The organism is Geodermatophilus telluris, assembly GCF_900102745.1.
Taxonomy (GTDB): Bacteria; Actinomycetota; Actinomycetes; order Mycobacteriales; family Geodermatophilaceae; genus Geodermatophilus; species Geodermatophilus telluris.
The window spans coordinates 263,349-289,182 of record NZ_FMZF01000005.1 but is presented as its reverse complement, the minus strand read 5'-3'; the positions used below and the strand labels follow the sequence as shown (position 1 = coordinate 289,182).

Annotated in this window: 21 protein-coding genes; 14 read left to right on the top strand and 7 right to left on the bottom strand. The window is 75.4% G+C overall.

From position 1 onward, the window contains the following. The first annotated feature begins 345 nt into the window (after positions 1-345). Genes BLQ97_RS17275 through BLQ97_RS17260 form a run of 4 tightly spaced genes read left to right on the top strand, consistent with a single transcriptional unit; the run spans position 346 to position 4,688 of the window. Positions 346-1,815 (top strand): hypothetical protein, encoded by a 1,470-nt coding sequence (locus tag BLQ97_RS17275; RefSeq protein WP_175471795.1) that lies wholly within the window; start codon positions 346-348, stop codon positions 1,813-1,815. Between the two features lie 46 nt (positions 1,816-1,861). Beyond that, positions 1,862-2,965, top strand: a complete 1,104-nt coding sequence (locus tag BLQ97_RS17270) for a transcriptional regulator (RefSeq protein ID WP_139173723.1) — start codon at positions 1,862-1,864, stop codon at positions 2,963-2,965. Beyond that, positions 2,962-3,879, top strand: a complete 918-nt coding sequence (locus tag BLQ97_RS17265; protein ID WP_091367236.1) for an ABC transporter ATP-binding protein — start codon at positions 2,962-2,964, stop codon at positions 3,877-3,879. Before BLQ97_RS17270 ends, BLQ97_RS17265 begins: the two co-directional genes overlap by 4 nt. Then, on the top strand, positions 3,876-4,688 hold the full coding sequence (locus tag BLQ97_RS17260) for an ABC transporter permease (RefSeq protein WP_091367235.1): 813 nt from the start codon (positions 3,876-3,878) through the stop codon (positions 4,686-4,688). Before BLQ97_RS17265 ends, BLQ97_RS17260 begins: the two co-directional genes overlap by 4 nt. Positions 4,689-4,733: 45 nt before the next feature. Here the strand turns inward: BLQ97_RS17260 and BLQ97_RS17255 are convergent, their stop codons facing one another. Further along, positions 4,734-5,543: a lipase family alpha/beta hydrolase gene (locus BLQ97_RS17255; protein ID WP_091367234.1), complete on the bottom strand. Its 810-nt coding sequence runs from the start codon at positions 5,541-5,543 to the stop codon at positions 4,734-4,736. A gap of 47 nt (positions 5,544-5,590) precedes the next feature. On the opposite strand from BLQ97_RS17255, the gene BLQ97_RS17250 reads away from it, so the two are divergent. Beyond that, positions 5,591-6,274 carry a CDP-alcohol phosphatidyltransferase family protein gene (locus BLQ97_RS17250; protein WP_091367233.1) on the top strand — a complete coding sequence of 228 codons (684 nt, stop codon included), beginning with the start codon at positions 5,591-5,593 and terminating at the stop codon, positions 6,272-6,274. Positions 6,275-6,353: 79 nt separating this feature from the next. Further along, on the top strand, positions 6,354-7,328 hold the full coding sequence (locus tag BLQ97_RS17245; RefSeq protein WP_091367232.1) for a carbohydrate kinase family protein: 975 nt from the start codon (positions 6,354-6,356) through the stop codon (positions 7,326-7,328). 123 nt (positions 7,329-7,451) lie between these two features. On the opposite strand, the gene BLQ97_RS17240 is transcribed toward BLQ97_RS17245, so the two are convergent. Genes BLQ97_RS17240 through BLQ97_RS17215 form a run of 6 tightly spaced genes read right to left on the bottom strand, consistent with a single transcriptional unit; the run spans position 7,452 to position 12,886 of the window. Then, positions 7,452-8,126 carry a flavin reductase family protein gene (locus tag BLQ97_RS17240; RefSeq protein ID WP_245692341.1) on the bottom strand — a complete coding sequence of 225 codons (675 nt, stop codon included), beginning with the start codon at positions 8,124-8,126 and terminating at the stop codon, positions 7,452-7,454. Positions 8,127-8,144: 18 nt separating this feature from the next. After that, the gene (locus BLQ97_RS17235; protein ID WP_091367231.1) at positions 8,145-9,245 is read right to left on the bottom strand and encodes a glycosyltransferase family 2 protein; all 1,101 of its coding nucleotides are present in this window, start codon (positions 9,243-9,245) and stop codon (positions 8,145-8,147) included. Then, positions 9,242-10,054, bottom strand: coding sequence for a carotenoid biosynthesis protein (locus BLQ97_RS17230; RefSeq protein ID WP_245692339.1), 813 nt, complete (start codon positions 10,052-10,054; stop codon positions 9,242-9,244). Before BLQ97_RS17230 ends, BLQ97_RS17235 begins: the two co-directional genes overlap by 4 nt. Then, positions 10,051-11,694: a phytoene desaturase family protein gene (locus tag BLQ97_RS17225; protein ID WP_091367230.1), complete on the bottom strand. Its 1,644-nt coding sequence runs from the start codon at positions 11,692-11,694 to the stop codon at positions 10,051-10,053. The genes BLQ97_RS17230 and BLQ97_RS17225 overlap by 4 nt, the downstream gene beginning before the upstream one ends. Positions 11,695-11,699: 5 nt before the next feature. Then, entirely contained in the window at positions 11,700-12,272 is a 573-nt protein-coding gene (locus BLQ97_RS17220) for a GNAT family N-acetyltransferase (RefSeq protein ID WP_091367229.1), read from the bottom strand. A 14-nt stretch (positions 12,273-12,286) separates the two neighbouring features. Beyond that, positions 12,287-12,886, bottom strand: a complete 600-nt coding sequence (locus tag BLQ97_RS17215; protein WP_091367228.1) for a YbaK/EbsC family protein — start codon at positions 12,884-12,886, stop codon at positions 12,287-12,289. A gap of 281 nt (positions 12,887-13,167) precedes the next feature. Between BLQ97_RS17215 and BLQ97_RS17210 the strand changes: the two genes are divergently transcribed. The 8 genes from BLQ97_RS17210 to BLQ97_RS17175 all read left to right on the top strand — a co-directional run bounded on the left by BLQ97_RS17210 (position 13,168) and on the right by BLQ97_RS17175 (position 25,797). Then, positions 13,168-15,972, top strand: a complete 2,805-nt coding sequence (locus BLQ97_RS17210) for an AAA family ATPase (RefSeq protein WP_175471794.1) — start codon at positions 13,168-13,170, stop codon at positions 15,970-15,972. A 276-nt stretch (positions 15,973-16,248) separates the two neighbouring features. After that, entirely contained in the window at positions 16,249-17,367 is a 1,119-nt protein-coding gene (locus BLQ97_RS17205; protein WP_175471793.1) for a matrixin family metalloprotease, read from the top strand. A 264-nt stretch (positions 17,368-17,631) separates the two neighbouring features. Further along, positions 17,632-18,648 (top strand): hypothetical protein, encoded by a 1,017-nt coding sequence (locus tag BLQ97_RS17200; RefSeq protein WP_175471792.1) that lies wholly within the window; start codon positions 17,632-17,634, stop codon positions 18,646-18,648. An 82-nt stretch (positions 18,649-18,730) separates the two neighbouring features. Next, positions 18,731-19,825, top strand: coding sequence for a transglycosylase SLT domain-containing protein (locus BLQ97_RS17195; RefSeq protein ID WP_175471791.1), 1,095 nt, complete (start codon positions 18,731-18,733; stop codon positions 19,823-19,825). 96 nt (positions 19,826-19,921) lie between these two features. Further along, positions 19,922-20,956 carry a hypothetical protein gene (locus tag BLQ97_RS17190; protein ID WP_139173719.1) on the top strand — a complete coding sequence of 345 codons (1,035 nt, stop codon included), beginning with the start codon at positions 19,922-19,924 and terminating at the stop codon, positions 20,954-20,956. Positions 20,957-21,170: 214 nt separating this feature from the next. Continuing rightward, positions 21,171-21,491 carry a DUF6504 family protein gene (locus tag BLQ97_RS17185; RefSeq protein WP_091367223.1) on the top strand — a complete coding sequence of 107 codons (321 nt, stop codon included), beginning with the start codon at positions 21,171-21,173 and terminating at the stop codon, positions 21,489-21,491. After that, on the top strand, positions 21,491-21,970 hold the full coding sequence (locus BLQ97_RS17180) for an SAV_6107 family HEPN domain-containing protein (RefSeq protein ID WP_091367222.1): 480 nt from the start codon (positions 21,491-21,493) through the stop codon (positions 21,968-21,970). Before BLQ97_RS17185 ends, BLQ97_RS17180 begins: the two co-directional genes overlap by 1 nt. Continuing rightward, positions 21,967-25,797 (top strand): DNA polymerase III subunit alpha, encoded by a 3,831-nt coding sequence (locus BLQ97_RS17175; RefSeq protein WP_091367221.1) that lies wholly within the window; start codon positions 21,967-21,969, stop codon positions 25,795-25,797. Before BLQ97_RS17180 ends, BLQ97_RS17175 begins: the two co-directional genes overlap by 4 nt. Positions 25,798-25,834 lie beyond the last annotated feature (37 nt).

The following is a 25,834-nucleotide window of genomic DNA, read 5'->3' as shown; positions in this document are numbered from 1 at the left end:
TCACCACTCGTCCACGGCGGTCGGGACGCGTGCTCCTCCTGCACCCCCTGCGGGGGGCGAGGCGGCATCAGGACTGGAGGACTGCCGTCGGGTTGCCGACAGCAGTCCGCGAGGTCGCGTCGCCATCAGGGGTCGCGAGTGCGACAGGGGGCCGATGTGTGGTGGTGGGGGCTGGCGGCGGTCGTCGTCGTGTGGGTGGTCGCTGAGTCGTGGGCCCTCCACGCGTCCGGCCTCCGGCGAGTCGGTCCGCGCACGTGGAACCGGTTGGCATCGACGGTCGCCCGACCGGACCTCCAGGTCGCGCACCGTCTCCCTCGATGGGCCGGCGTGCACGCGGGGGACACGGTGGCTGAGGTCCCGAGTGCCTTCGTCGGACGTGCCCCGGCCGACCAGGAGCTGATCGTCGGCGTCCGGCGAGCGGCGGAGTCGAGCATCGACGCCCGGCTCGACCTGTGGGGCGACGTGACGCGCGCGGACCAGGCGCTCCTCGCGGAGGACCTGGCGGCTCGAGTCGCCGGACCGGACGTGCTGGCCCACCTGACGGCCTGGGGCGCGGCGTCGGGCGGCCCCACCGGCCTCCTGAGTCGTGACGACCTGCTGGAGGCCCTGACCGAGATCCGCGCCGAGCCGGCAGCTGCCGGTGCTGAGGCGCCGGCCGCCGTCCCGAACGCCCTGCGGCAGCCGTTCACCCCGGACCTGCTCGCTGACCACGGAACCACCGTGGCTGACGCGATCGCACTGTCGGTCACGAGCGGGTCGATGGCGGCGGACGGCGCAGCGATCGTCGGTGACGGAGCCGAGGAGGTCGTCGAAGGCGTGCTCGACGCTGCGCTGTCCGGCGTTGCCGCCGTGAGACGGGTGGTGACGGCCGGACGTCGCGAGAGGGAGCTGCACGCGCTGCACGGGGACGGCGTCCGGGCGGTCAAGAACGTGGCCGTCGAGGTCGCGTGCACGGCCGGAGGTGGCGCCGCGGCGGCGGCGCTGCTGGGGCCTGGTGTCGGGGCCTTGATCGATGTCGCCTCGTTCGGCCTGACCGGTGGAGCGGGAGCCGTGGTCATCGGCCCCGTGCTGGTGAGGTACCTGGGCAAGAGGGCAGGTGCGGCGGTTGCGAATGCTGAGCGCATGCGTCCGCTGACAGTCGCTCTGGGGGCGACCGGCCGGGCGGTCGAGGAGTACGACGCGACCGTCACCAGGGCTCTGGCGGACGCGGCAGCAGCCTGGACCACCATCGTGCCGAGCCACGAACGAGCTGCGGCCCGCCAGGCCACGCGCCTCAAGGCCGCGGTGTCCCGACACGCGTCGTGCGCGCAGCACGAGATCCGGTCCGTCGAGGCTGCGGCGGTCGAGCGGATCGCAGAGCTCGTCGACGAGGCGCTGCAGGCGGTCGACGCCACCGGGCGCGCCTTCCGCTGGAGTGTCCTCGTACAGCGGCGGGTCAGGAACTGGCGGGCGGCCTGCTCGAGTCCTGGGAGGACCCTCGAGGAGACCCTGTCCTGCCTGAGCGCGGCGCCGGGTGTCGCGCGGGAGGTCCGGGGGCTGCTCCTCGACGTGGTCGAGGGACGCGCATCCGTCCTCGCGGCGATCGGTGCCGCCGTGGTCGCTTCCCTGCGGGAGGCCGACCAGGAGCGTGACGTGCTCGTCGCGTCGCTGGCCACGGAGCGGCAGCGATTGGAGACCCAGGTCCGCAGGGAGGTCGAGCCGGGCCTGACCACCATCCGCGAGGCGACTTCGGCAGTCCGCCGAGAGCTCGTCCACACCGGGGCCCGGTCGGAGGAGTGGGTGCGGGAGCACCTGCCCGTTCCCGGACCCGCCTAGCCGCGACGCGGCGGTGCGCTGGCGGCGCACTCGTACCGTGGCGCGCATGTCGGGACACGGGCGGGCCCGCCGCTGGGCGGTCGTGACCGCCCTGGTCGCCGTCCTGCTGTCACTGCCCGCGGTGGTCGGCGCCCTGCCGGCCGACGACGCCGACGTCCCGGCCGCCGAGCTGCGCGACGCCGTCCTCGCCAGCGCCGGCGTCGCGTTCTCCGGCTACGCGGTGTCCGCCGGCGGGCTCAGCCTGCCGGTGAGCGACCAGCTGCCCGCGGTGGCCGACCTGCTCAGCGACCGGACGGCGCTGCGCGTGTGGTGGCGCGGGCCCGACGAGCACCGCGTCGACGTGGTGGGCGCCGCGGGGGAGACCGGCGTGCACGTCGACCCCGGCGGCACGTGGACCTGGGAGTTCGAGTCGGCCACCGCCCGCCGGGCCGCCCCGGCCGCGCTGGCGCTGCCCGCCCCGCCCGACCTGGTGCCCGCCACGCTCGGCCGGCGGCTGCTCTCGGAGGCGGCCGACGCGGAGCTGTCCCGCACCGGCGCCCGCCGGGTGGCCGGCCGCGACGCGCTCGGCCTGCGCCTGGTGCCGGCCGCGCCCGCCGCGTCGGTGGCCCGCGTCGACGTCTGGGTCGACGCCGGCACGGGGCTCCCGCTGGCCGTGGAGGTGGTCGCCGACGGCGCGACCGTGCCCGCGCTGGACACCCGCTTCCTCGACCTCGACCTCACCGCCCCGCCGGCCGACGTCGTCGGGTTCACCCCGCCGCCCGGCGCCCGGGTGCTGCCCGGCGAGGACCCCGAGGGCCTGCTGCGCGAGGCGGCCGACCGGGAGCTCTCGCCGGTCCGGCTCCCCGCCGAGCTGGCCGGTCTCGCGCGGCGCGAGGTGGCCGGGGCCCCGGCCACCGTGGGGGTCTACGGCAGCGGCGTGACGCTGCTGGCGGTCGCCCCGCTGCCCGGCCGGCTCGCCGCGCGGCTGCGCCCGTCGCTGGCCGCCGCGCCCGGCGCGGTCAGCGACGAGGTCGGCACCCGGATCGACGCCGGCCCGCTCGGGCTGGTGCTCGTCGAGCCACCCCGCAGCGGCGCCTACCTGCTCGTCGGCACGGTCACCGCCGACGCGCTCGCCGAGGCCGCGGCCGCGCTCGCGGGGGCGCCGTCGTGACCTCGGTGGTGGTCACCCGCGGGCTGGTCAAGCAGTACGGCCGGGTGCGCGCGGTCGACGGCATCGACCTCGACGTCCGCGCCGGTGACGTCTACGGCTTCCTCGGCGCCAACGGCTCGGGCAAGACGACGACGGTGCGCGTGCTGCTGGGCCTGGTGCTGCCCACCCGCGGCGAGGTCGAGCTGCTCGGCGGCCGGATGCCGCGGGCCGGCCGGCGGGTGCTGCCCCGCGTCGGCGCGCTCGTCGAGGGGCCTGCGCACCACCGGCACCTCTCGGGGGCGGCCAACCTCGCGCTGCTCGACGCCGCCGGCCCGGGCGGGCGGCGCCGCGACCGCCGGCGGCGGATCGCCGAGGTGCTCGACCAGGTCGGCCTCGGCGGGGTCGGCCGCCGCCCGGTGGGCGCCTACTCCCTCGGCATGCGGCAGCGCCTCGGGCTGGCCGGCGCGCTGCTGCGCCGTCCGGAGCTGCTGGTGCTCGACGAACCGACCAACGGCCTGGACCCGCAGGGCATCCACGAGGTCCGCGAGCTCCTGCTCGACCTGCACCGCGGCGGGACGACGGTGTTCCTCTCCAGCCACCTGCTGGCCGAGGTGGAGCAGCTGTGCACGCGGGTGGGTGTGCTCGACCGCGGCCGGCTGGTGCTGCAGGACGAGATGGCCGCGCTGACCGCGCCCACCGGCGCCACCGTCGTCGACACCCCAGCCCCCGAGCGGGTGCGCGCGGTGCTCGACGGGCGGGTGCTGGGCACCGACGGCGACCGGGTGGTCGTGCGGGGGGCGGACCCGGCGGAGGTCAACGCGCTGCTGGTGGGCGCGGGCGTGCCGGTGCGCGGGCTGGCGCTGCAGCGGCCGACGCTGGAGGAGGTCGTGCTGGCCGCCGCGGGCACCAGCGCCGACCGGGTGGAGCGGTCGTGATCGGCGTCGAGCTGCGCAAGACGTTCGGCCGGCCGCGGACCTGGACGACGATCGCCGTGCTCAACGCGCTGCCGGTGCTGGTGGCCGTGCTGCTGCGGGTCACCGACCTGGCGCCGCGGCCGGGCGAGGGCCCGCCGTTCCTGTCCGCGGTCCTGGCCAACGGGCAGCTCTACCCGCTGGCGGCGCTGGCGATCGTGCTGCCGCTGTTCCTGCCGATCGCCGTCGCGGTGGTCAGCGGGGACGCCGTCGCCGGGGAGGCACAGGCGGGCACGCTGCGCTACCTGCTCGCCCGCCCGGTCGGGCGCACCCGGCTGCTGGTGGCCAAGCTCGTCGCCGTCCTCGCCTTCGTCCTGGTGACGGTCGTGGTGGTCGCCGCGGTCGGCTGGGTGGTGGGCCAGCTGCTGTTCGACGCCCAGCCGGTGGCGGCCGGGACGTCGGTGTCGGGCACCTCGCTCACCGCCGAGGAGCTGGCCGGGCGGACGCTGCTGGCCATCGGCTACGTCGCGGTGTCGATGCTCGGGGTCGCCGCGTTCGGGCTGTTCTTCTCCACCCTCACCGACTCGCCGCTGGCCGCCGCCCTCGGTGCGCTGGCGGTGCTGGTCACCTCCTCGCTGCTGCTCACCCTCGACGCCGCCTCGCCGATCGCGCCGTACCTGCCCACGCGCTACTGGCTGGCCTTCGTCGACCTCTTCCGCGACCCGGTGCTGTGGCGCGACGTCGTCCGCGGGCTGGCGCTGCAGGGGGTCTACGTCGGGGTGCTGCTGGCCGCGGCGTGGGCCAACTTCACCACCAAGGACGTCACCAGCTGACGGCGTCCCGTTCGCGTCAGGTCCCCTGATCGTGGCGCGACCCCCTCAGCCGCCGAGGCGGGCGCAGTCGGCGGGGCCGAGCTCGACCGGGTCCCCGGCCGCGAGCTCGGCCAGCACCATCGCCTGCACCAGCGGGTCGCCCGGCAGCCGACCGTGGGTCACCTGCGCCTGCGCGCACACCGACTGCACGGTCAGGTTGAGGGCGCCGTCGAGGCGGGCGGAGTCCGGCGGGGTCACCGTCTGGTCCTGCGTCGTCCAGATCGACACCCAGGTCGGCCCCTCCGGGGTCTCGTCGCCGGCGTTGAGGCCGGCCAGCAGCGCGCTGCCGGTGGTCAGCTGCCGGCACGCCTCCGGGCACTGGCCCGGCGCCACCCGCTCGGCGAGGTCGGCCAGCGTGGTGCCGTGGTGCGGGGAGCCGAGGGTGAGCACCCGCCGGGCGACGTCGGCCCCGCTGCCGGCGGCCCAGACCCGCGCGACGACGCCGCCGGCCGAGTACCCGACGACGTCGACGCTGCCGGCGCCGGTGCGCTCCAGCGCCGCCGCGGCCGCCGCGCCGAGCGCGGCGGCGGAGACGGCGAGGTCACCGGTGCCGCCGTCGGGGACGTCGACGACGGTGGCGTCGCGGCCCTCCGCGGTCAGCCGCCGGGCCAGGGACCCCAGCGACGCCCCGTTGCCGCCGTAGCCGGGCACCAGCAGCACCGGCCCGGGCTCCTCCTGCGACACCGGGTCGGCCGGCGCCGGGGTGTCGCTCCCGCGGGCCACCAGCAGCGCCGTCGCGGCACCGGCGGCCCCGAGGAGCAGCGCCAGCAGGACCAGGACGAGGCGGCGACGGGCGGGGGCGAGGCCGGCGAGCACCTCCCCACTGTCCCTGGTGCGGCCGGGCGCTGCGGGAGACTGCGCCCGTGCTGAGCCGCGACGAGTACCTCGCCGAGTGGTCGCGGTGGCACGGCGGCACCGACCCGGCCGGCAGCCGGCTGGTGCACGGCTGGCTGACGCTGGCCTACACGCTGGCCCGGTCGGTGGCCTGGCTGCCGCCGCTGGGCGCCACCGCCCTCGGCCTGGGCGTGGCGCTGGCCGCCGTCGGCCCCGCGCTGGCCGGCGGCGGGTGGCTGGTCGCCGCCGGCCTGCTGGTCGGGCTCTCCGGCCTGCTCGACTCCCTCGACGGCGCGCTGGCCCTGGCCGGCGGGCGGGCGTCGCGGCGCGGCTACGTCCTCGACTCCGCCGTCGACCGGCTCACCGAGGCCGGGTACGCGGTCACCCTCTGGGTGGCCGGGGCGCCGGGCTGGCTGGCCGCGCTGTTCGGCGCGCTGTGCTGGCTGCCCGACTACCTGCGCGCCCGCGCCGGGCAGGCGGGCGTGGCCGAGACCGGGTCGATCTCGGTGTGGGAGCGGCCCACCCGGGTGGTGATGACCGGCTTCACCGTGGGCGGCGCCGGCATCGTCGCCGCGGCCGGGCTGACGCAGGTGGCCGGCGTCGCCGACGTCCCGGCCGCGGTGGTGACCGCCGGGGCCGCCGTCGGCGCGGCGCTCGGCGTGGTGGGCACCGCGCAGCTGGGGTTCTCGCTGCGCCGGGCCCTCGGGGAGTGAGCGACGCCGGGGCGCGCGGGGCCCGCACCGCCTTCTAGGGTTGCCCTGCTCGCGTCCCCGCCTGCCTCGAGGAGCCCCCGTGCCCGTCGTCGTCACCGGCTCCATCGCCACCGACCACCTGATGACCTTCCCCGGCCGGTTCACCGACCAGTTCGTCGAGGGCCAGATGGAGAACGTGTCGCTGTCCTTCCTCGTCGACGACCTCATCCAGCACCGCGGCGGCGCCGGCGCCAACATGGCCTACGGCCTCGGGCTGCTCGGGCTGTCCCCGGTGCTCGTCGGGTCGGTGGGCAGCGACTTCGCCGACTACGAGGCCTGGCTGACCCGCCACGGCGTCGACACCCGGGACGTGCGCTGGTCGGAGCTGAAGCACACCGCCCGCTTCGTGTGCACCACCGACGCGGTGAACAACCAGATCGCCTCGTTCTACTCGGGCGCGATGAGCGAGGCCGGGCAGATCGAGCTCGCGCCGGTGTGCGCGCGCGTCGGGGAGCCCGACCTGGTCGTCGTCGGCCCCAACGACCCGACGGCGATGGTGCGGCACACCCGCGAGTGCCGGGAGCGCGGCACCGCCTTCGCCGCCGACCCCAGCCAGCAGCTGGCCTGGGCCGACGGCGAGATGATCCGCGACCTGGTCGACGGCGCCGAGCTGCTGTTCACCAACGAGTACGAGTCGGCGCTGCTGCTGCAGAAGACCGGCTGGTCCGACGGCGAGGTGCTCGCCCGCGTGGGCACCTGGGTCACCACCCGCGCCGCGCAGGGCGTGCGGGTGCGGCAGGCCGGCGGCGAGACGATCGAGGTCATCGCGGTGCCCGAGACCAAGCCGGTGGAGCCCACCGGCGGGGGGGACGCGTTCCGGGCCGGGTTCATCGCCGGCCGGACCTGGGGGCTGGGCCTGGAGCGGGCCACCCAGCTGGGCTCGGCGGTGGCCACCGAGGCCGTCGAGGTGGTCGGCACGCAGGAGTACGAGCTGCGCCGCGAGCCGTTCCTCGACCGCTTCGCCGACGCCTTCGGCCGCGACGCCGCCGACGAGGTCGCCGTGTTCCTGCCCTGACACCGCGGTCCTCCGGACCGCACCACGACCAGGTGCCCTCCCGGACCTGCGCCGAGCCCCGCCACGGCGTCCCGACCGGGAGCCTCCGGCCCCGCGGTCGGTCCGCCGTCCTGCGCAGGGCGGCTACGCCTCGCCGCGGACCTGCTCGCCGATCGAGGGGTCCTGCGCCCACGTGGTGTAGGGGATGCGCGGGATGGTGCGCACCTCGCCGATCGTCGACCACTCGTTGCCGCCGAGGCGGGCCAGGGGCCGCAGCTCCTCGATGCGCGGCCGGCCGTCGCGGACGGCGGACTCCCACACGCTGATCCACTCGACCCGCCCGAAGACGACGGTGCTGTCACCCAGCCGCAGCGTCGAGTGCAGCGTGCACTCGATGGCCACCGGCGACTGCGCCACCCGCAGCGCGGCCACCTTCTCGCTGGGCTCGAGCCGGACGCCGGTGTGCTCGGCCTCGCTCTGGTCGGGCGGGAAGTCGGTGCCGGTGGCGTTGGCCTGCTCGAACAGCTCCTCGGGCACCAGGTTGACGGTGAAGTCGCCGGTGGCCTCGACGTTGCTCAGCGAGTCCTTGCGGCCCACCGAGGTGAACTGCACGACCGGCGGCTGCACGCAGGCCACCGTGTAGAAGGAGTGCGGCGCCAGGTTGTGCACGCCCTCGGCCGAGCGGCTGCACACCCACGCGATCGGCCGGGGGACGACGACGGAGTTCACCACCCGGTAGAAGTCCCGGGGCGCCATCGCCCCGGGGTCGAAGGTGGTGCGGGGCCGGGGGTCGGCCGGGGGCGGTCCGGGGCTGGTCACGCCCCATCCTCGCCCGCCTCAGCCCACCGCGCGCCCGCGCCAGGTCAGCGTGCCCCGCCGGTGCCCGCGCACCGACCCGGCCAGCAGCACGTCGAGCGCCAGCAGCGACAGCGGGTGGGCCAGGGCGTCGGGCCACACCCGGCTGCCGGTGGCCGCCGCAGCCACGGCCCGCCCGGTCACCCCGGCCAGGTAGCCGGCCAGCCCGGCGCGCGAGCCGCCCAGCGCGGCCAGCGCCGGCACCACCCCGACGGCGGTGAGCACCGCGGCGGCGGCCAGCCCCGCCGCCGGCGACCCGCCGACGGAGGACCACAGCGACTTGCCATAGCCCTCGCGCATCGCCGCCCAGCCGTCGTACATCCGGCAGGTGGCCAGGTCGGCCCCGGCGGCGGGGACGGCGCGACCGCCCGCGCGCTTGACCGCCCGGGCCAGCGCGACGTCCTCCACCACCTGATCGCGCACCGCCGCGTGCCCCCGGGCACGCAGGTAGCCGCGGCGGGTCAGCGCCAGGAACTGGCCGTTGGCGGCGGTCAGCGACGGCCGCGGCGAGCGCTCGGCGGCCCGCAGCGGCAACGTGGTGAGCCACAGCCAGGGCGACAGCGGCTGCACCAGCCGCTCGGCCGCCGACACCGCCACCGGCCGCGGCCAGGGCGAGACCAGGTCCAGGCCGTGCGCCTCGAGCAGCCAGGCGGCGGCGGCGAGCGCGCCGGGCGCCAGCCGGACGTCGGCGTCGACGAACACCAGCACGCCGTCGTCGGTCGCGGCCTGCGCGCCGACCCAGCAGGCGTGCGGCTTGCCCAGCCAGCCGTCGGGCGGCGGCGGGGCGGTCAGCAGCCGCACCCGCGGGTCGCCGATGCCCCGGACGACGGCGGCGGTGCCGTCGGTGGAGCCGTCGTCGACCACCACCACCCGCAGGTCGGGCACGCCGGCCGAGGCCAGGACGGCGGCCAGGCAGTCGCCGATCCCGGCCTCCTCGTCGCGGACCGGCACCACGACGGTGACCGGGTGGGTTACCCGAGGGGGGTCGGCCGGAGCCCGGCGCAGCAGCGCGGCGTTGACCGCGGCGTGCGCGGCGCCCGCGACCGCCAGGCCGGACAGGACCCGGACGAGCGGGCCGCTCACGGACGGCGGGCCTGCACGGCCAGCGTTCCCAGCACCGGCAGGGCCAGCAGCGCGCCCCAGGCCGCGGAGCCCGGCAGGTCGAGGAAGGCCGCGTGCGCGAGCGCGCCGCCGAGGGTCATCCAGGCGAGCACGAGCAGCGGGGCGGCGTCACCGGCGCGCCGGCCCCCGGGCAGCGCGGTGCGGGCGACCACCAGGTCGAGCAGCGCCATGAGCACCAGCCCGGCCAGCAGCCAGCCGGCCAGGTTGGTCAGCGGCACGGTGTCGATGCCGGGCAGCCCCGGCTGCGGGCGCGCCCACGTCCAGTAGCCGGCCTGCACCAGCTGCGGGTCGAGCACCACGTCCCACGCGGCGAACACCGCGGCCGCGACCACGACGCGCGCGGGCCGCTGCCGCCCGGGCCGAGCCCGCCGGGTGAGCAGCCGGGCCAGCACCCAGCTCGGCCACGCCATCATCAGCCAGGCCAGCGGCACCAGGAACGGGACGCCGAGCAGGGTGGGGCCCAGCACGTCGCTGTAGGCGTAGGGGCCGTAGGGGAAGCCGGTGGCCACCCCGACCGACTCGAAGACCACCGCGGTGACCGCCACCAGCCCCAGCACCGCCAGCCCGGTGCGCAGGCCGTGCGCGGCGGCAGCCGAGGTCACCGACACCGCCGAGCCCAGCAGCACGATCGTCCAGGACACCGCGTCGCGGCCGTCGCCGCCGGTGAGCGGGTAGGCGATCGCGGCCAGGACGACCGCGACGGCCAGGGCCAGCGGCAGCCGCGCGGCCGGTGCCGGGGCCCACCGGGCGGCCGCCGTCACGGCGTTCACCGGGCCGCCCGCAGACGACCCGCCACGGCCCGGACACGGGTGCGCGCGCGGGCGAGCGGACGGCGGTCGGCGAGCACCGCGCGCGCCGCCGTCCGCCCCGAGTTGCCCGACACCCCGCCGCCGGGGTGGGTGGAGGCCCCGGCCAGGTAGAGGCCGGGCAGGCCGGGCACGCGGTAGCCCGACAGCGCCGGCGTCGGCCGGAACGCGAACATGCTGGCCAGGCCCATCTCCACGTGCATGACGTTGCCGCGCAGCAGCGACAGTTCCCGTTCCAGCAGCAGCGGCGTCTGCACGTACACCTGCTGCACCGAGTCGGCGAAACCGGGGGCGAAGCGGTCGACGGCGGCGACCAGGCGGGCCGCCTCGGCGTCGGCGAGGGCGTCCCAGTCGCCGCCGTCGGCGAGGTCGTAGGGGTACCACTGCCCCCAGACGGTGACCACGTGCTGCCCGGGCGGGGCGAGGGTGTCGTCGCTGGCGGAGAAGGACATCGCCAGCGGCACCGGCTCGCGCGGCAGCCGCCCGGCCAGCCAGTCGCCGTGCGCGGCGGCCAGCTGCGCCCGGTCGGTGCACAGCAGCTGCAGTCCCTGCGCCGACACGGCGGGGTCGACGCCGGGGTAGGCCGGCAGCGCGTCGGTCAGGCAGCGCAGCACCAGGCCGAAGCCGTTGCCCACCGGCGGGGCGGCGCCGGCCAGGGCGGGCGGGGCGTGCTCGCCGGCGAGGTCGCGGGTGGCCAGCACGTGGCAGGCGGCGACGACGACCGGCGCGCTGATCCGCCGTCCGGACCCGGTCTCCACGCCGGCGACCCGCCCGTCCTCGACCAGCAGCCGCGCGGCGCCGTCGCCGAGGGTGACCCGCCCGCCGTCGGACTCCAGCCGCCGGCGCAGTGCCTCCGTCAGCCCGCCGGAGCCGCCGACCGGGTGGCCCGGTGGGGTGTCGTGCAGCAGTGCCACCCAGGCGACCATCGCCGCGGTGCCCGGCTCGGACATCGGCGGGCCGGACTGGGCGCCGAACCAGGCCAGCGCCGCTTTGAGCCGCTCGCTGGTGAACCAGCGGTCGAGCAGCGCGTCGCCGGAGCCGAGGAAGTCGACGGCGAGGTCGCCGCCGGGGGTGCGCGGGGCGCCGCCGGTGGGCGCGCCGAGCGGCCAGAACGCGCGGACCAGGCCCAGCGGGGTCGGCTGCCGGCCGAAGGAGTCGACGACGGCGCGGCTGCGCGGGCCCCACACGCCGACGAAGCGGCGGTAGGCGTCCGCGTCGTCCGCCCCGCAGGCCGCTGCGATCGAGGCGCAGGTGGCGTCGAGGTCGACGGAGAAGACCAGCGGCCGCCCGTCGGGGCCGGGGTCGCCGGGGACCGGCGCCGGCGCGAACCCCCACGGGTCGCAGTCGACGTAGCGCAGCCCGTGCGCGGCGAGGTCGAGCTCCTCGACGACGCCGCTGTGCCGGACGATGACGTGCGCGCTGGAGCCGCGGTCGACCCGCACCCCGGGCCAGCGCTCCACCGTGGACACCGCGCCGCCGAGCACCTGGTCGCGCTCGACCACCTCGACGGCCAGCCCGGCCCGGGCGAGGTGGCAGGCCGCGACCAGGCCGTTGTGCCCCGCGCCGACGACGACCGCGTCGACGCGGCGGTCGCCGGCCGGCACGCCGGTCAGGACGCGGAGGCGCGCAGCGGGAGCCGGGCGCCGAGGATCGCGAAGGGGCGCGCGTCACCGGGGAAGTGGTGACCGCGGGCGAGGTCGACGAAGCCGTCGGCGTGGTAGAGCCGGAACGCCTTGGTGTCGGCGTCGGGCGTCGACAGCAGCGCCACCGGCGCCGGGACGCCCTCGACCAGGGCGTGCAGCAGCCGCCGGCCCAGCCCGCGGCTCTGCGCGTCGGGGTGCACGTGCAGCTCGCAGACCTCGAAGGCGCCGGGCAGCCAGCGCTTGGCGGTGCGCCGGTCGAGCGCGGCGCGCACCTGGTCGTGCCACCACTGGCCGGGGGCGACGAGGTAGCCGTAGCCGAACCCCACGAGCCGGTCGCCGTCCCTGTTCTCCTCGAAGGCGCCGACGGCGCGGAAGCCGGGCCGCTCGGTGTGCTGGACGGCGTAGCCGTAGCGGCCGGCGACCACCGAGGCGTCGTAGCCCATCGCCTCGCCGTAGATGGCCAGCGCCTCGTGCAGGTGGTCGCGCAGCCAGCCGACGGGCAGCTCGGTCACCCGCGTCGCGGGTGTCGTGCCGGTCACGGGTGTCTCCTCGCTCACGGGCCCACCGCGGCGGCGGGGTCGTGGGTGGTTCCGGTGGGGGTGGTCCCGCGGGGCGTGGTCCCGGGCGGCGCGGCTGCGTGCGTCGCCGCCTCGGCCCGGGCGGCCTCGGTCGGCCCGTCGCCGACCTCGGCGGCGGTGCCGGCGGTCAGCCGCAGCAGCTCGTCGTAGCTGGTCGGGAACACCGCCGACGGGTGGCCGGCCGCGGCCCAGACCCGGTCGTGGCGGGCGAGCTCGACGTCGACGAGCGTGCCGATGGGCGTGGGGTGGCCGAGGGGGGCGACCCCGCCGATGGGCTGGCCGGTGTGCTCGCGCACGAAGTCGGCCGAGGCCCGCCGGACCTGCCGGACGCCGAGCAGCGCGGCGACCCGGGCGACGTCGACCCGGTGCGCGCCGCTGGTGAGCACCAGCAGCGGCGCGCCGTCGACGTCGAAGACCAGGCTGTTGGCGATCGCGCCGATCGGGACGCCGAGCGCGGCGGCGGCCTCCGCGGCGGTGTGCGCGCCGGAGGGGAGCTCGTGGACCCGCCCGCTCGCCCCGGCTCCGGAGAGCAGGTCGGCGATCGCGGCCACCCGCGGGTGGACGGGTCGGCTCATGCGTCGATCCTGCCACCGCTGTCGGTGCCCCGCCGTACCCTCCCGGCCGCGTGGGGCGCCGGCACACCTGCCGGGGCCGTCCACGGGCGCGCCCGTGGTACGGGACTCCCGGCGGCGGGCGTGACGCACGGTGTCCGCGCCAGTGCTCTCGGACGTGGACGCGAACAGCCGGGCTCCGGTGCCTGGCCTGCCCCGGACTCCGTCCTGACCATGACGACGTGACCTCGGGTGGCGGCACCGAGCCTGTCCGTGACCGGTGTCCAGGAGGTCCCTGCGGTCTGGTGGGACGCGATGACGAGCTCCGCGTCCTGGCCGACGCCCTCGGGGCAGCCGCAGCCGGCGCGGGCCGGCTCGTGCTGGTCGAGGGTGCCGCCGGGGTCGGCAAGACCCGGCTGGTCGAGGCGACCGGCGTGCTCGCCCGCGAGCGGGGGTTCCGGTTGCTGCGCGCCCGGGGGGTGGCGTTGGAGGCGGACCTGTCCTTCGGCGTGGTGCGCCAGCTGTACGAGCGGTTGCTGGTGGGGATGTCCTCGGCCGAGCGGGACGACGTCCTCAGCGGGGCGGCTCAGCTGGCCCGGCCGCTGGTGGACGGCGGCCTGACGGCGGACGCGCCGGCTGCGGATGCCCACGGTCTCCTCCACGGCCTGTACTGGCTGACCGCCAACCTCGCCCGGCGCCGTCCGGTCCTGCTCGTGGTCGACGACCTGCACTGGGCTGACGCCTCGTCGGGCCGCTGGCTCGACTACCTCGCCCACCGCCTCGACGGGCTGCCGGTGGGCCTCGTGCTGGCGCAACGACCGACGCAGACCGTGGCCTGGTGGCCGGGGTCTGCGCCGGGGACTCCCGGCCGCGATGTCGAGGGCGTCGACCACCTGGTCCTCCACGGGCTCGACCCCGCCTCTGTCGCCGTGCTCGTGCGCCGAGCACTGGGGGTGCGGGCGACGCCGGAGGTGGTGGAGGCGTGCGTGACCCAGACCGGCGGCAACCCGTTCCTGCTGCACGAGCTGCTGGACGCGCTGCCTGGTGGCCCACTCGGGGTCACCGCCGTGCGCGAGTGCGGTCCGGCGCGGCTGGGGCGGGCCGTGGCGGCCAGGACGGCGGCTGCGGGGCCGACCGCCGTGGCACTCGCCGACGCGGTCGCGGTGCTCGGTGACGGTGTCGAGCTGCGTCTGGCCGCCCGGCTCGCGGGTCTCCGTGTCGCCGAGGCGGAACTCGCCGCCGATGCGTTGGAGCACGCCGGCGTCCTCGCACCGGGCCGACCGGTCGCCTTCGCCCACGCCATCGTCCGGCAGGCGCTGCAGAGGCGGCGGCCGGCTGGTGAGCGAGCTCTCGCCCACGCGACCGCCGCCCGCCTGCTGGCTCGTGAGGGCGCACCGGACGAGCAGGTCGCCGCCCATGTGCTGCGGGCCGGGCCGGCCGGTAGCACGTGGGCCGTCGACCGGCTCCGGGCGGCAGCGCGCCGGGCGCTGGAGCACGGTGCCCCGGACAGCGCCGTCACCTACCTGCGCCGTGCGCTGCGGGAGCCCCCGCGTCAGAGGTACAAGGTGCTGCTCGAGCTCGGCCGGGCGGAGGCGCGCATCCACCACCCGGAGGCCCGGGTACACCTGGAGCCCGTCGTCGGCGGTGCCCGCCGCCCAGAGGACCGGGCGACCGCCGCGCTCGAGCTCGCCCGGCTCCTGCTCGCATCCGGGGAGCCCTCTCGGGCGACCGACGTCCTCGACCGGGCCGTCCGTGGCCTCGGGACGGCGCATCCCGAGCTCAGCCTGACCCTCGAGTGCGAGCGGATGGCGGCCGCGATGGGGTCGCTGTCCCGGGCGGCCGGAGCAGTGGAGCGGTTCGAGTCGGCGCACGCCTCCTCACCGCCGTTCGGGCCTCCGCTGATCCGGCTCGTCATGGCGCAGCGGGCGATGGGGCGGCTGGCCATCGGGGAGGACCGGGACGGGACCCTGGAACTCGCCCGCGGCGCCCTGGCCGGTGGCCGGCTCCTCGCCGAGCAGGGCTGCGAGGCCCCGGGCTACTACTTCGCCTGCAACGCCGTGGCCGGGTGCGACGAGCTGGCCGAGGGGGGCACAGCTCTCGCCGCCGCCGTGGAGGTGGCGCAGCGACAGGGATCGCGGCACGGGTACGCCTTCGCCTCGTCCTGGCGGGCGTGGGCTCTGCTGCGGGCGGGTGACGTCCGAGGCGCCGAGCTGGACGCCTCGAGCGTCGTCGAGCCCGAGGACGAGGTCGGCCAGGGGTTCAACCAGACGGTCGCCGCGAGCGTGCTGGCGGAGGCGCTGATCGAGCGCGACGACCCGGCGGCCGCGCGCACGAGGTTGACCCGGGCCTGGGCCGAGTGTGCGTCGGACCAGGTCACCAATCTCTACCTGCACTTCGTGGACGCCCGGCTGCGGCTGCTCACCGGGGACCCGGCGGGAGCCCTGCGGGAGGCGCTGGCCGTTGGGCAGCGGACGAGGGCGGCCGGGTACGTCTTCCCTAGTCTGCTGCCGTGGCGGAGTGTCGGCGCCTCCGCCCACCGGGCACTCGGTCAGGACGAGGAGGCCGCCGTGCTCGTGGCGGAGGAGGTCGGGCTGACACGGCGTTTCGGCGCCCCGCGGGCGCTCGGCATCGCGCTGCGCACTCAAGCGCTGGTGGGGCGCGCGGCCGAGCGCGTCGACGTGCTGCGCCAGGCTGTCTCGGTGCTGGAGTCGAGCCAGGCGCGGCTGGCGCACGCACAGGCGCTGCTCGACCTTGGCACCGCGCTGCGCCGCGCCGGTCACCGCGCCGAGGCCCGCGGCCCGCTGGGGGAGGCGTTGGAGCTGGCGACCAGGTGCGGCGGCGTGTGGGTCGCGCGCCGGGCGCGCGAAGAACTGGTAGCCGCCGGGGCGCGCCCGCGCCGACCGGCCCAGCACGGGCCGGACGCGCTCACCCCGGCCGAGCTGCGGGTGGCCCGCTGTGCTGCACAGGGGATGACGACCCGAGAGGTCGCTCAGTCCCTGTTCCTGACGACCAAGACGGTCGAGACGCACCTGACCAGGACCTACCGCAAACTGCGTGTCGCCTCACGCACCGAGTTGCCGGCTGCTCTGGACAGGACCACGACCGGCTGACCGTTCTGGCACGACCGGTGGTCGTGTTCAGCGGAGCGGCCTCACGTGTGCAGCCGGAGCGATGACGTGTCGGGGTCGGGGTCGGGGTCGGGGTCGGGAGGACAGAACATCAGGGTCCGGTCCCTGACGACGGGCGTGGTCGCACGGGACAGAGTCCGTGCCTGACGTCCAGCGACCGGCGGCCGCCTGGCGGCCCGTCACCACCGACGCTGGCGAAGGGGTCGAGTGGCGGGTTCGTGTGGCCTGACCACTGGGACGACGTTCCGGAGGGGACCGATGAACGCGATCGCGAACGGCGGGGAGGGACTGCCACTGCGCTACTGCGCGGTCCAGCCGCAACGACCTCGTGTGCTCGACGGCACCATCTCGTCGTCCCGGGAGCGGGCCATCCTCCTGGGGGAGGGTCTGTGGGTGAACCACACCGTCCTGCACTACTACTTCTTCGACGGTGAGGATGCCGGCAGTGAGGTCGTCGACGACGCCGGTCAGGTCCAGTGGGTCACCTGGGTGGGTGACAAGCGTCAGTGCGATGTCGTCCGACAGGCTTTCGAGCAGTGGAAGAACCTCGGTCTGGGCTTGGAGTTCACGGAGGTGCCGGAGCGGAGCGAGGCGGAGATCCGGATCGGGTTCATGGCCGGTGACGGCTCGTGGTCCTTCGTCGGACGCACACGGGTACTGCAGGAACCGCAGACCGCGAGGACGATGAACTTCGGCTGGGATCTCACCGCTGATGCCCATGGCAGGACCACTGCGCTCCACGAGATCGGTCACACCCTGGGCATGCCGCACGAGCACCAGAACCCGTTCGCCGGGATCGAGTGGGACGAGCCGGCGGTCTACACCTACTTCGCAGGACCTCCGAACGAGTGGGACCGAGAGAAGACGTACCACAACGTCCTCCGGAAACTGGAGCCTCGGTGGGTCACCGGTTCCCACTGGGATCCCGACTCGGTCATGCAGTACTCGTTCCCCCCGCGTCTCATCCGGAAGCCGGAGGCCTACTACGACGCGGGTCTCCGCCCGCCGGGCACGATTTCGCCAGTGGACCGGCAGTTCGCCATGTCCTGGTATCCGGCCGGGAAAGCAGCCCTGCCGACCCTGCAGCCCTTCGTGTCCGTGGGTCACTCACTGACTCCAGGTGCTCAGGTCGACTTCGAGATCCGACCGGATGCCACGCAGCGGCGCATCATCAGCACCTTCGGGGCCACGGACACCGTGATGGTGCTGTTCGAGGAGGTCGACGGGGAGCTGCGGTACGTCGCAGGCGACGACGACAGCGGTGAGGAACGAAACAGTCGGATCACCACGCAACTCTTCCGTGGCCGACGCTACGTCGTCCGGATCCGGCTCTACCACGCCGGCGCGTCCGGCGACTTGGCGGTCATGTACTGGTGACCCCTCGGGGGAGGGGCGGACCCGCACACGACAGCCCGAGCTCGACAGGCCGCCGCTCCTGTTGCGGTCGCGCCATCCACTACCCGTTCGACTAGATCCGATGCGAGATGACAGGGGATGGACATGTCGGAACACCGTGACCGCTCCTCCGACGCTGCTGCCGGCTCGTCGCCGCCAGCCCAGGCCACGGACGGTGCCCCCGGCACCGGGGTGGCGGACGCCACCGGAGCCACGGGGGCCGTGGAGGAGCTCGTACAGGGGGTCGTGGAGACCGTCGCGTCCAACACGTCCCCGACCGGCCCCCTGGCGACGGGTGGCGCTGCGCGGTCGGCGGAGTCATCAGGGCTCGCGGACTCCGACGTCACCGATGAGATCAACCGCGGCGGACCTGCACTCGGTTCCCTGATGAAGGCGATCGGCAAGGTGGTGCCGGCCAGCCAGCGCGGCATGGACGAGGTCTCGGTCGCAACGGCGCAGTCCCTGTCGAACACGTCCATCGACGTCGTCGCCATCTACGAGCAGGTGGTGAACAAGAACGGCGAGATGGAGGACGGTCGGCCGATCATCCAGAAACTGCCACTGATCAACTACGTCATGCCGACGTTCTACCAGTGGACCCGTGTCCACATGCAGGCGGACATGCAGGTCTCGGAGTTCAACTCGGAGAACGGTTTCAACGTCAAGGGCAAGCGCAGTTCCGTCGATCTGAACCTCAACGGCAACGCCGGGTTCGGGCTCATCGGCGGAGGACTCGGACTGTCCAACGGCAGCATCGGCGGCGGGCTCGACTTCTCCGCGAGCGAGTTCGAGCGCGGGACCACTGCGACGAACTCCGTCGATCGAGCGGCCGGTCAGTTGCACCTCGAGGCGACCCTCGAGCCGCGGCCCGACATCACGCTGCCACGGCCGCTGATCGTCCAGAAGGGGCCGAGACTGCGCGTGACGGCGAGTGGGGTGGAGCAGATCCAGGGGTCGAGCCCGCAGCCACCCCCTCCCGGGACCACGCCCCAGCCCACCGTGGTCGGCAGGAGGGTGAAGCTGTCGGCGGAGTTCCGCGACTTGGACGGGCAGCCGATCGCCGATGCTCCCCTCGAGGTCAGGGTCAGCCAGCCACTGCTCGGCATCGTCGCCTCGAACGACTCGAGGACGGACGCCGAGGGGCGGCTCGAGATCCAGATCAACCGTGAGGGCAATGCGTTCGACGCCACCCGGCCGCCCGAGTCGGTGCTGGTGTCGGTGTCCCGCAACCTGATCAGCCAGCAGGTCTCGATCTCCGTCTGAGGTAGACGTGCAACCAGGAGGTCGGTCTCGACTCTTCCACGGCTATGCCGATGGCATCCGCTGGAGGACCACGGACCGTGGTGTGGAGATCGAGGGGTCGGGGGTCGAGCGCACCAGGGGACGGCCGGCCACCGTGCAGCGGGTGTGGGAGGACTACGGGGCACTCGTCGTCCGCGTCTCCCGTGAGCGCGGTGTCCCACGGCCGCTGATCGTTGCGACCATCTGCACGGAGTCGGCGGGTCGTCGGGATGCCGTGCGGACCGAGCCTGCCTACGTCTCCGACGAGCGGACACCACACCGGGTCAGCATCGGGTTGATGCAGACGCTCCTGTCCACGGCTCGGGAGGCGGTGCAGATGAGTTTTGGTCGTGACTGGTTGCTCGATCCGGGCAACTCGATCGACGCCGGTGCTGCGTACATCGCCAGTCAGGCGAGAGGGACCGGTCTCGATCCGCCACTCGTGGCCGCTGCCTACAACGCTGGGCGCCTGGCGCACCAGCCCGGGGTCCGGAACCGTTGGAAGCTCCGGCAGTACCCACTGGGGACGGGTGAGCACTGCGACCGGTTCGTGCGCTTTTACAACGACGCGGTCGCGGTACTGAGCACCTCGGTCGAGCCCGCAGGCAGCCCTGCTGTGGGTCCTGGTCCCCCCTCGACGGTGACCCGGCGGACGGCTGGCCGCAGCACCGCGGTGGAGATCGCGTTCGGTCCCAGAGCCGTACGTGCAGCTGTCTCCGCCCGATCCCTGGCGATCCTCGAGGCGGTGTGCAGCCGGGCAGGTGTGCCTGGGCTGCTCATCACCAGCACCTCACGGACCCCCGCTGACCAGGCTCGCGTCATGTACGTCAACCTCGAGCAGCACGGAGTCGCCGCACAGCGGGCGCTCTACGCACGGGCCGGCGACCAGGTGATCGACGTGTACGTCGCCGGTCGACGGGCCGGACGCAACCCGGCCGACGTCATCGGTGACATGACGTCCGAGATCGAGCGTCTGGGCCCCGCCACCGTCTCGAAGCACACGGCCGATCCCCGTGTCCTCAACGTCATCGACGTCGCGCCGGGATCGGTCCGCGACAGACGGGCGTTCGAGTCCGCGGTCCGTGGTGATCAGGGGATCTCGCGTTTTCTCACGCCGTCGTCGTCGGATCCGGCATACCACCTGGAGATCCCGCAGTGAGGCGGACCCGTGGACGCCTCCTGCGGGGATCTCCCCGTCCCTCGCGGAGGCGAGCGAATGGCTGCACCACGGCGGGCGCCGTCACTGCCCAGCGTCATGACGGCGCTGGGCAGACAGGTGGTCGATGCCCAACGTGAGCTGGATGCGCAGATCCAGTCACCGCCCGAAGGCGACTGCCCGGTCGTGGGTCGACCGGGCTGGACGTGGTCGCGTCTGCGGATGGTGCTCCGTCTGCCGCTCGTCATGGGCGCGCGGCCCCGTCGGGCTCCTGTCCTGCGGGTGTCCACCTCACCGGACGCACGGAGATCGAGTCAGATCACGCTGAGCCTGATGGGCCGTCCTCTGTCGGATCCGCCACCGGGCGACGGCGGTCCGGGCGGACCGCCGGACGAGGTCTCCGGTGACGTGGTCGGGCCGACCTCCGGGGTGCCGCACTCGACCGAGGTGGCGGTGCACGAACTCGGTGAGTCGCTCGCGTTCAGCATGGCCTTGGCCCAACATGAGCTCAACCGTCATGCCACGGTCGGCGGCGCCTTCGTCCTGGACGATCTCGACGCCACCCTCGCGGTCGGGTTCCGTGTCGATCCGCTCGGACAACTGATGGCGACCGTCACCGACGGTGAGCCGGTCGGTGGCGCAGGCCGACCGGTCTCGCAGTTGCGGCTGCGTCTCACCGCGAGAGAGGGCGTCACACCTCCTGCGCCGTCGGTCCCGGCACCTCCGGTGTCCGCCCTCCCTGGGCTCACCAGGGAGCAGATCACGCGGCTGGAGTCCTTCCGGATCTTCTCCGTGCAGGACCTCGCCCGTGTCCTGCGCACTCCCTCCGGGCGAGCAGCGCTGCGTGGCCGGCTGACCGGTGTCGACCCTGACGAGCTGCTGGAGCGTGTGACCCTCCTGGGTCAACCTGGGCTGCCCGCTGCTGTCGCGTCGGCTCTGCTGGCACTCAAGGTCTCGTCCGTCACCGACTTCCTCAAGGCCGATGCCGACAGGCTCGCTCGACGACTGGCTCCGCTGCTGGACGACCTCACCGACGGAGCCGTCACGGAGGAGGACGTGCGTGCGTGGCAGGCCGCGGTCCGGGCCTCGAGACGAGTGTCACGGCCGAGCAAGCGCACGCCCGACTCTGCGTGACACCGGGCTGCGGTGGGCGACCGGACTCCGGCCGCTGGGCTCTGTCGGGACCGAGCTGCTGGGGCATGTCACACGCCCGCTTGACGTCGTCATCGGGGTGAGGTCTACTCGTGGTGTTCGAACAGGCGTTCGAACGGCCGGCCGCCGCTCCCGGGACCTTCCCCGCCCGGGCGGTGGTCGAGCCGGTCGCGGGCACGGGGGTGGGGAGTCGGTCATGAGCCGGGTGCTGGGTGACGTCGGCGAGCGGGTCGGCGAGGAGGTGCGGGTCGAGCGGGGGCCGCTCGGTCCGGCGCAGTTCTGGCGCGGCCAGTGGCGCTACGTCGTCGGCGAGCTGCTCGACTCGTGGGTGGAGACCCCGCCGTGGTGGCAGCGGCCGGTCGCCGGCGGCGCCTCGGCCGACCTGGTCGCACCCCGCGAGGTCTTCCGCGTCGAGGCGGTGCGGGCCGGGCGGTCGCGGATGAGCTTCGCCGGCGTCTACGACCTGTCCTGGGACGCCGCCGACAACCGGTGGTCGCTCGTGCGGGTGCACGACTGATGGGCGCCGCTCGCGTCATGGCCGACCAGCTGCCCCTGCCCCCGCCGCTGCCGACGGCCGCCCTCCAGCTGCTCGACCAGGCCACCCGGGCCCTGGACGAGGCGGCGGGCTCGACCGACCCGCGCCGTCGCTACGCCACCGCCCACCTGGGCGCGCTGCGCGCCGCGGCGGCGGTGCTGGCCGCCCGCACCCGGCCCGAGGGCAGCCGCCGTCGGCCGCGCAGCGCCTGGGTGCTGCTCGGCCAGGTCGCTCCCGAGCTCGGCGAGTGGGCCACCTTCTTCGCCGCCGGCGCGGCCAAGCGGGCCGCGGCCGAGGCCGGGCTGTCCCGCGCGGTCACCGAGCGAGAGGCCGACGACCTGGTCCGCGACGTCGGCTCCTTCCTCACCGTGGTCGAGGACCTCTTCGGCCACGAGCCCGAGCCCGCCCCGCGCCCGCGCGTGGTCGGCGGCACCGCCCACCGTCCCGCCCGCGGGCGGTGAGCGGGGACCCCTTCGTCCACCTCCACGTCGCCTCCGGGTACTCCCTGCGGTACGGGGCCAACCACCCCGCCGACCTGGTGGCGCGCGCCGCCGAGCACGGCATGGGCGCGCTGGCGCTGACCGACCGCGACGGCCTCTACGGCGCGGTCAAGTTCGCGCTCGCCTGCCGGTCGGCCGGGGTGCGGCCGCTGTTCGGGGTCGACCTCGCGGTCGCCCCGGCGGTGGACGCCGCCGTGCCGCGGGCCCGGGCGCGCGTGCTGGGGGAGGACGACGAGCTGACCGTGCCCGGGGTGGACCGGGGCCGGGGTGCGCCGGTGCGGCCGGCCCGGCGCAGTCCGGCGCGCGGCGGGGCGAGCGTCGACCCGCGGTTGCCCCGGGTGACCTTCCTGGCCCGGGACGGCGCCGGCTGGCGGGCGCTGTGCCGGCTGACCAGCGCCACCCACCTGCGCGGCACCCGCGGCGAGCCGGTGGCCTCGCTGGCGCTGGCCGCCGAGCACGCCCCGGGGCTGGTCGCCGTGCTGGGGCCGGACTCGCCGGTGGGCCGGGCGCTGGCCGCCGGCCGGGCCGACGTCGCCGCGGCCCGGCTGGACGCCTGGCGCTCGGTCTTCGGCCCGGGCTCGCTGGTGGTCGAGCTGGTGCACCACCGCGGCCGGGGCGACCGCTCTCGCGCGCAGGGGCTGCTGCGCTTCGCCACCGAGCAGGGCGTGCCGGTCGTGCTCGGCAACGCCGTCCGCTACGTCGACGCCCTCGACGCACCCACCGCCGACGTCCTCGACGCCTCGCGGCGGCTGGTCGCCCTCGACCCCCGGCACGTCGACCGGCGCACCGCCGAGGGGTACCTCAAGTCGGGCAAGGAGATGGCCGAGGTCGCCGCCGAGATCGCCGGCCCCGACCGCGACGCGGCGCTGCGGCTGCTCGAGCACACCGCCCGGCTGGCCGAGCAGTGCGTCGTCGACGTCCGCGAGGACCTCGGCATCGGCACCGTGCGCTACCCCGAGCTCGACGTCGTCACCTCGCCGGCCGAGCGCGGGATGGGTCCCTCGCAGGTGCTGCGGGCCCGCTGCGAGGCCGGGCTCGGCCGGCGCGGGATGGCGGCCACCGCGGCGGTCACCCGGCGGCTGGACGACGAGCTGGCCGTCATCGACTCCCTCGGGTACCCCTCCTACTTCCTCACCGTCGCCGACGTGGTCGACCTCATCAGGAGCCTGAGGGTCCGGGCCGCGGCGCGCGGGTCGGGCGCGGGGAGCCTGGTCACCTACCTGCTGGGCATCTCCGACGTCGACCCGATCCGCTACGGCCTGCTGATGGAGCGGTTCCTCTCGCCGCTGCGCCACCAGCTGCCCGACGTCGACATCGACGTGGAGTCCGCCCGCCGCATGGAGGTCTACGACGCGGTCATCGACCGCTTCGGCGCCCACCGGGTCAGCTGCATCTCGATGATGGACACCTACCGGGTGCGGCACGCCGTCCGCGACGTCGGTGCCGCGCTCGGGCTGCCGCCGGCCGAGGTCGACGCGATCGCCAAGGCCTTCCCGCACGTCCGGGCCAGCCAGGTGCACGCCGCCCTGCGCGACCTGCCGGAGCTGCGGGCCAGCCGGCTGGGCTCGCGCCGGGGCGGCGGCACCGGCGACCTCGACCTGCTCTTCGACCTCGTCGCCCGGCTCGACGGGCTGCCCCGGCACATCGCGCTGCACCCGTGCGGGGTGCTGCTCTCCGACGCCACGCTGCTCGACCGCACCCCGGTGGAGAACAGCTACCTCGGCTACCCGATGAGCCAGTTCGACAAGGACGACGTCGAGGAGCTGGGGCTGCTCAAGCTCGACCTGCTCGGCATCCGGATGCAGTCGGCGATCGCGCACGCCGTCGAGGAGGTGGCCCGGGTCGACGGCGAGACCCTCGACGTCGACGCGATCCCGAGGGACGACCCGACGACCTTCGAGCTGATCCGCAGCACCCGGACGCTCGGCATGTTCCAGATCGAGTCGCCGGGGCAGCGCGAGCTGGTCGGCAAGTTCGGGCCGGAGACGTTCGAGGACATCGTCATCGACATCTCGCTGTTCCGGCCCGGCCCGGTCAAGAGCGACATGGTGACGCCGTTCCTGCTGGCCCGGAACGGCTGGCGCGACCCGGTCTACCCGCACCCCGACCTCGCGCCGTTCCTCGAGCAGACCGCCGGCGTCGTCGTCTTCCACGAGCAGGTGCTGCAGATCGTGGCGCAGATGACCGGCTGCGACCTCGCCCAGGCCGACGAGGCCCGCCGGGCGCTGGGTGACAGGGAGCTGCACCCGGAGGTGCGGGCCTGGTTCGCGCCCGAGGCGCTGCGGCGCTACCCGGTCGAGGTGGTGGAGCAGGTGTGGGAGGTGCTGGTCGCCTTCGGCTCCTTCGGCTTCTGCAAGGCGCACGCCGCGGCGTTCGCGCTGCCCACCTACCAGTCGGCGTGGCTGAAGACCCACCACCCGGCGGCCTTCCTCGCCGGGGTGCTCACCCACGATCCGGGCATGTACCCGAAGCGGCTGATCCTCGACGACGCCCGCAACTTCGGCATCCGCGTGCTCGGTCTCGACGTCAACGCCTCGACCGGCAGCTACCGGGTGGAGCGGCTCGCCCCGCCCGGTGGCGAGCCCGACCGGACCGACTGGCGGCGCCCCGACTGGATGCCGGCGGCCATGCCCGACCCCTCCCGCTACGGCATCCGGCTCGCGCTCGCCGACGTCAAGGGCATCTCCGACGAGGAGGTGGCGCGGATCGTCGCCGGGCAGCCCTACCGGTCGCTCACCGACTTCTGGACGCGCGCCGCGGTGTCCCGCCCGGTGGTCGAGCGGCTGGTGCTGGCCGGCGGGTTCGACTCCCTCTACGGCTTCGGGGTGCGCGACCGGGAGGCCGGCCGGCCCACCCGCTCCCGCGGCTCGATGACCCGCCGCGACCTGCTGCTGCAGATCAGCGAGCTCGACCGGTGGAGCCGCAGCGGCGCGAAGGCCGGCTCGGTGGGGCAGCTCAGCCTCGACCTGTTCGGCCTGGAGCAGCCCGACGACGGCCCCGGGGACGGCGAGGGGACCGCCGAGGACCCCGCCGGTGTCTCCGAGGCGGAGGAGACGGCCCTGTCGGGGGAGGGGCCGGGAGGTGTGCTGTCGTGGGGCGCGGGCTCCGGGCTGCCCGAGTTCACCGACGCCGAGCTGGTGCGCGCGGAGCTGGAGGTGCTCGGGCTGGACGCCAGCCGGCACGTCGTCGACTTCTACCGGCCGTTCCTCGCCGCGGTCGGCGCGGTGCCGGCCGGGGAGCTGCTCGGCAGCCGCAGCGGTGCCGAGGTGCTGGTGGCCGGGGTCAAGGTGGCCACCCAGACCCCGCCCATCCGGTCGGGGCGGCGGGTGGTGTTCGTGACCCTCGACGACGGCACCGGCTGCACCGACTCGACCTTCTTCGAGGACGTGCAGGGGCCCTACGCGGCGACGGTCTTCCACTCCTGGCTGCTGGTGATCCGCGGGGTGCTGCGGCGCACCGGCCCGCGCGGGGTGTCGATCCGGGCGACCGGGGCCTGGGAGCTCCCGGCGCTGCACGAGGCGTGGGAGACCGGCGGGCTGGCCGCGGTGGCCGAGCAGATGGCCGCGCCGGGGGAGTACACCGAGCAGGCGATCAGCGGCGCGGCGGCCTCGCACGGGTCCCGGCCGGTGGTGGTCAAGCCGGTGCTGGTGCACCCCACCGGCTTCCGCATGTCGCCCTACGCCGACGTCAGGCCGGCCGGTGACGACGCCGCCACCGCCGCCCGGCGCGCCGCGGCCGCCGCACCCCGCAAGCTCTGGCACTCCAGCCCCGGCAGCCCGGGCCACTGAAGGAGGACCCCACTGCCGCGTCCCCTGCCGCGGGCCG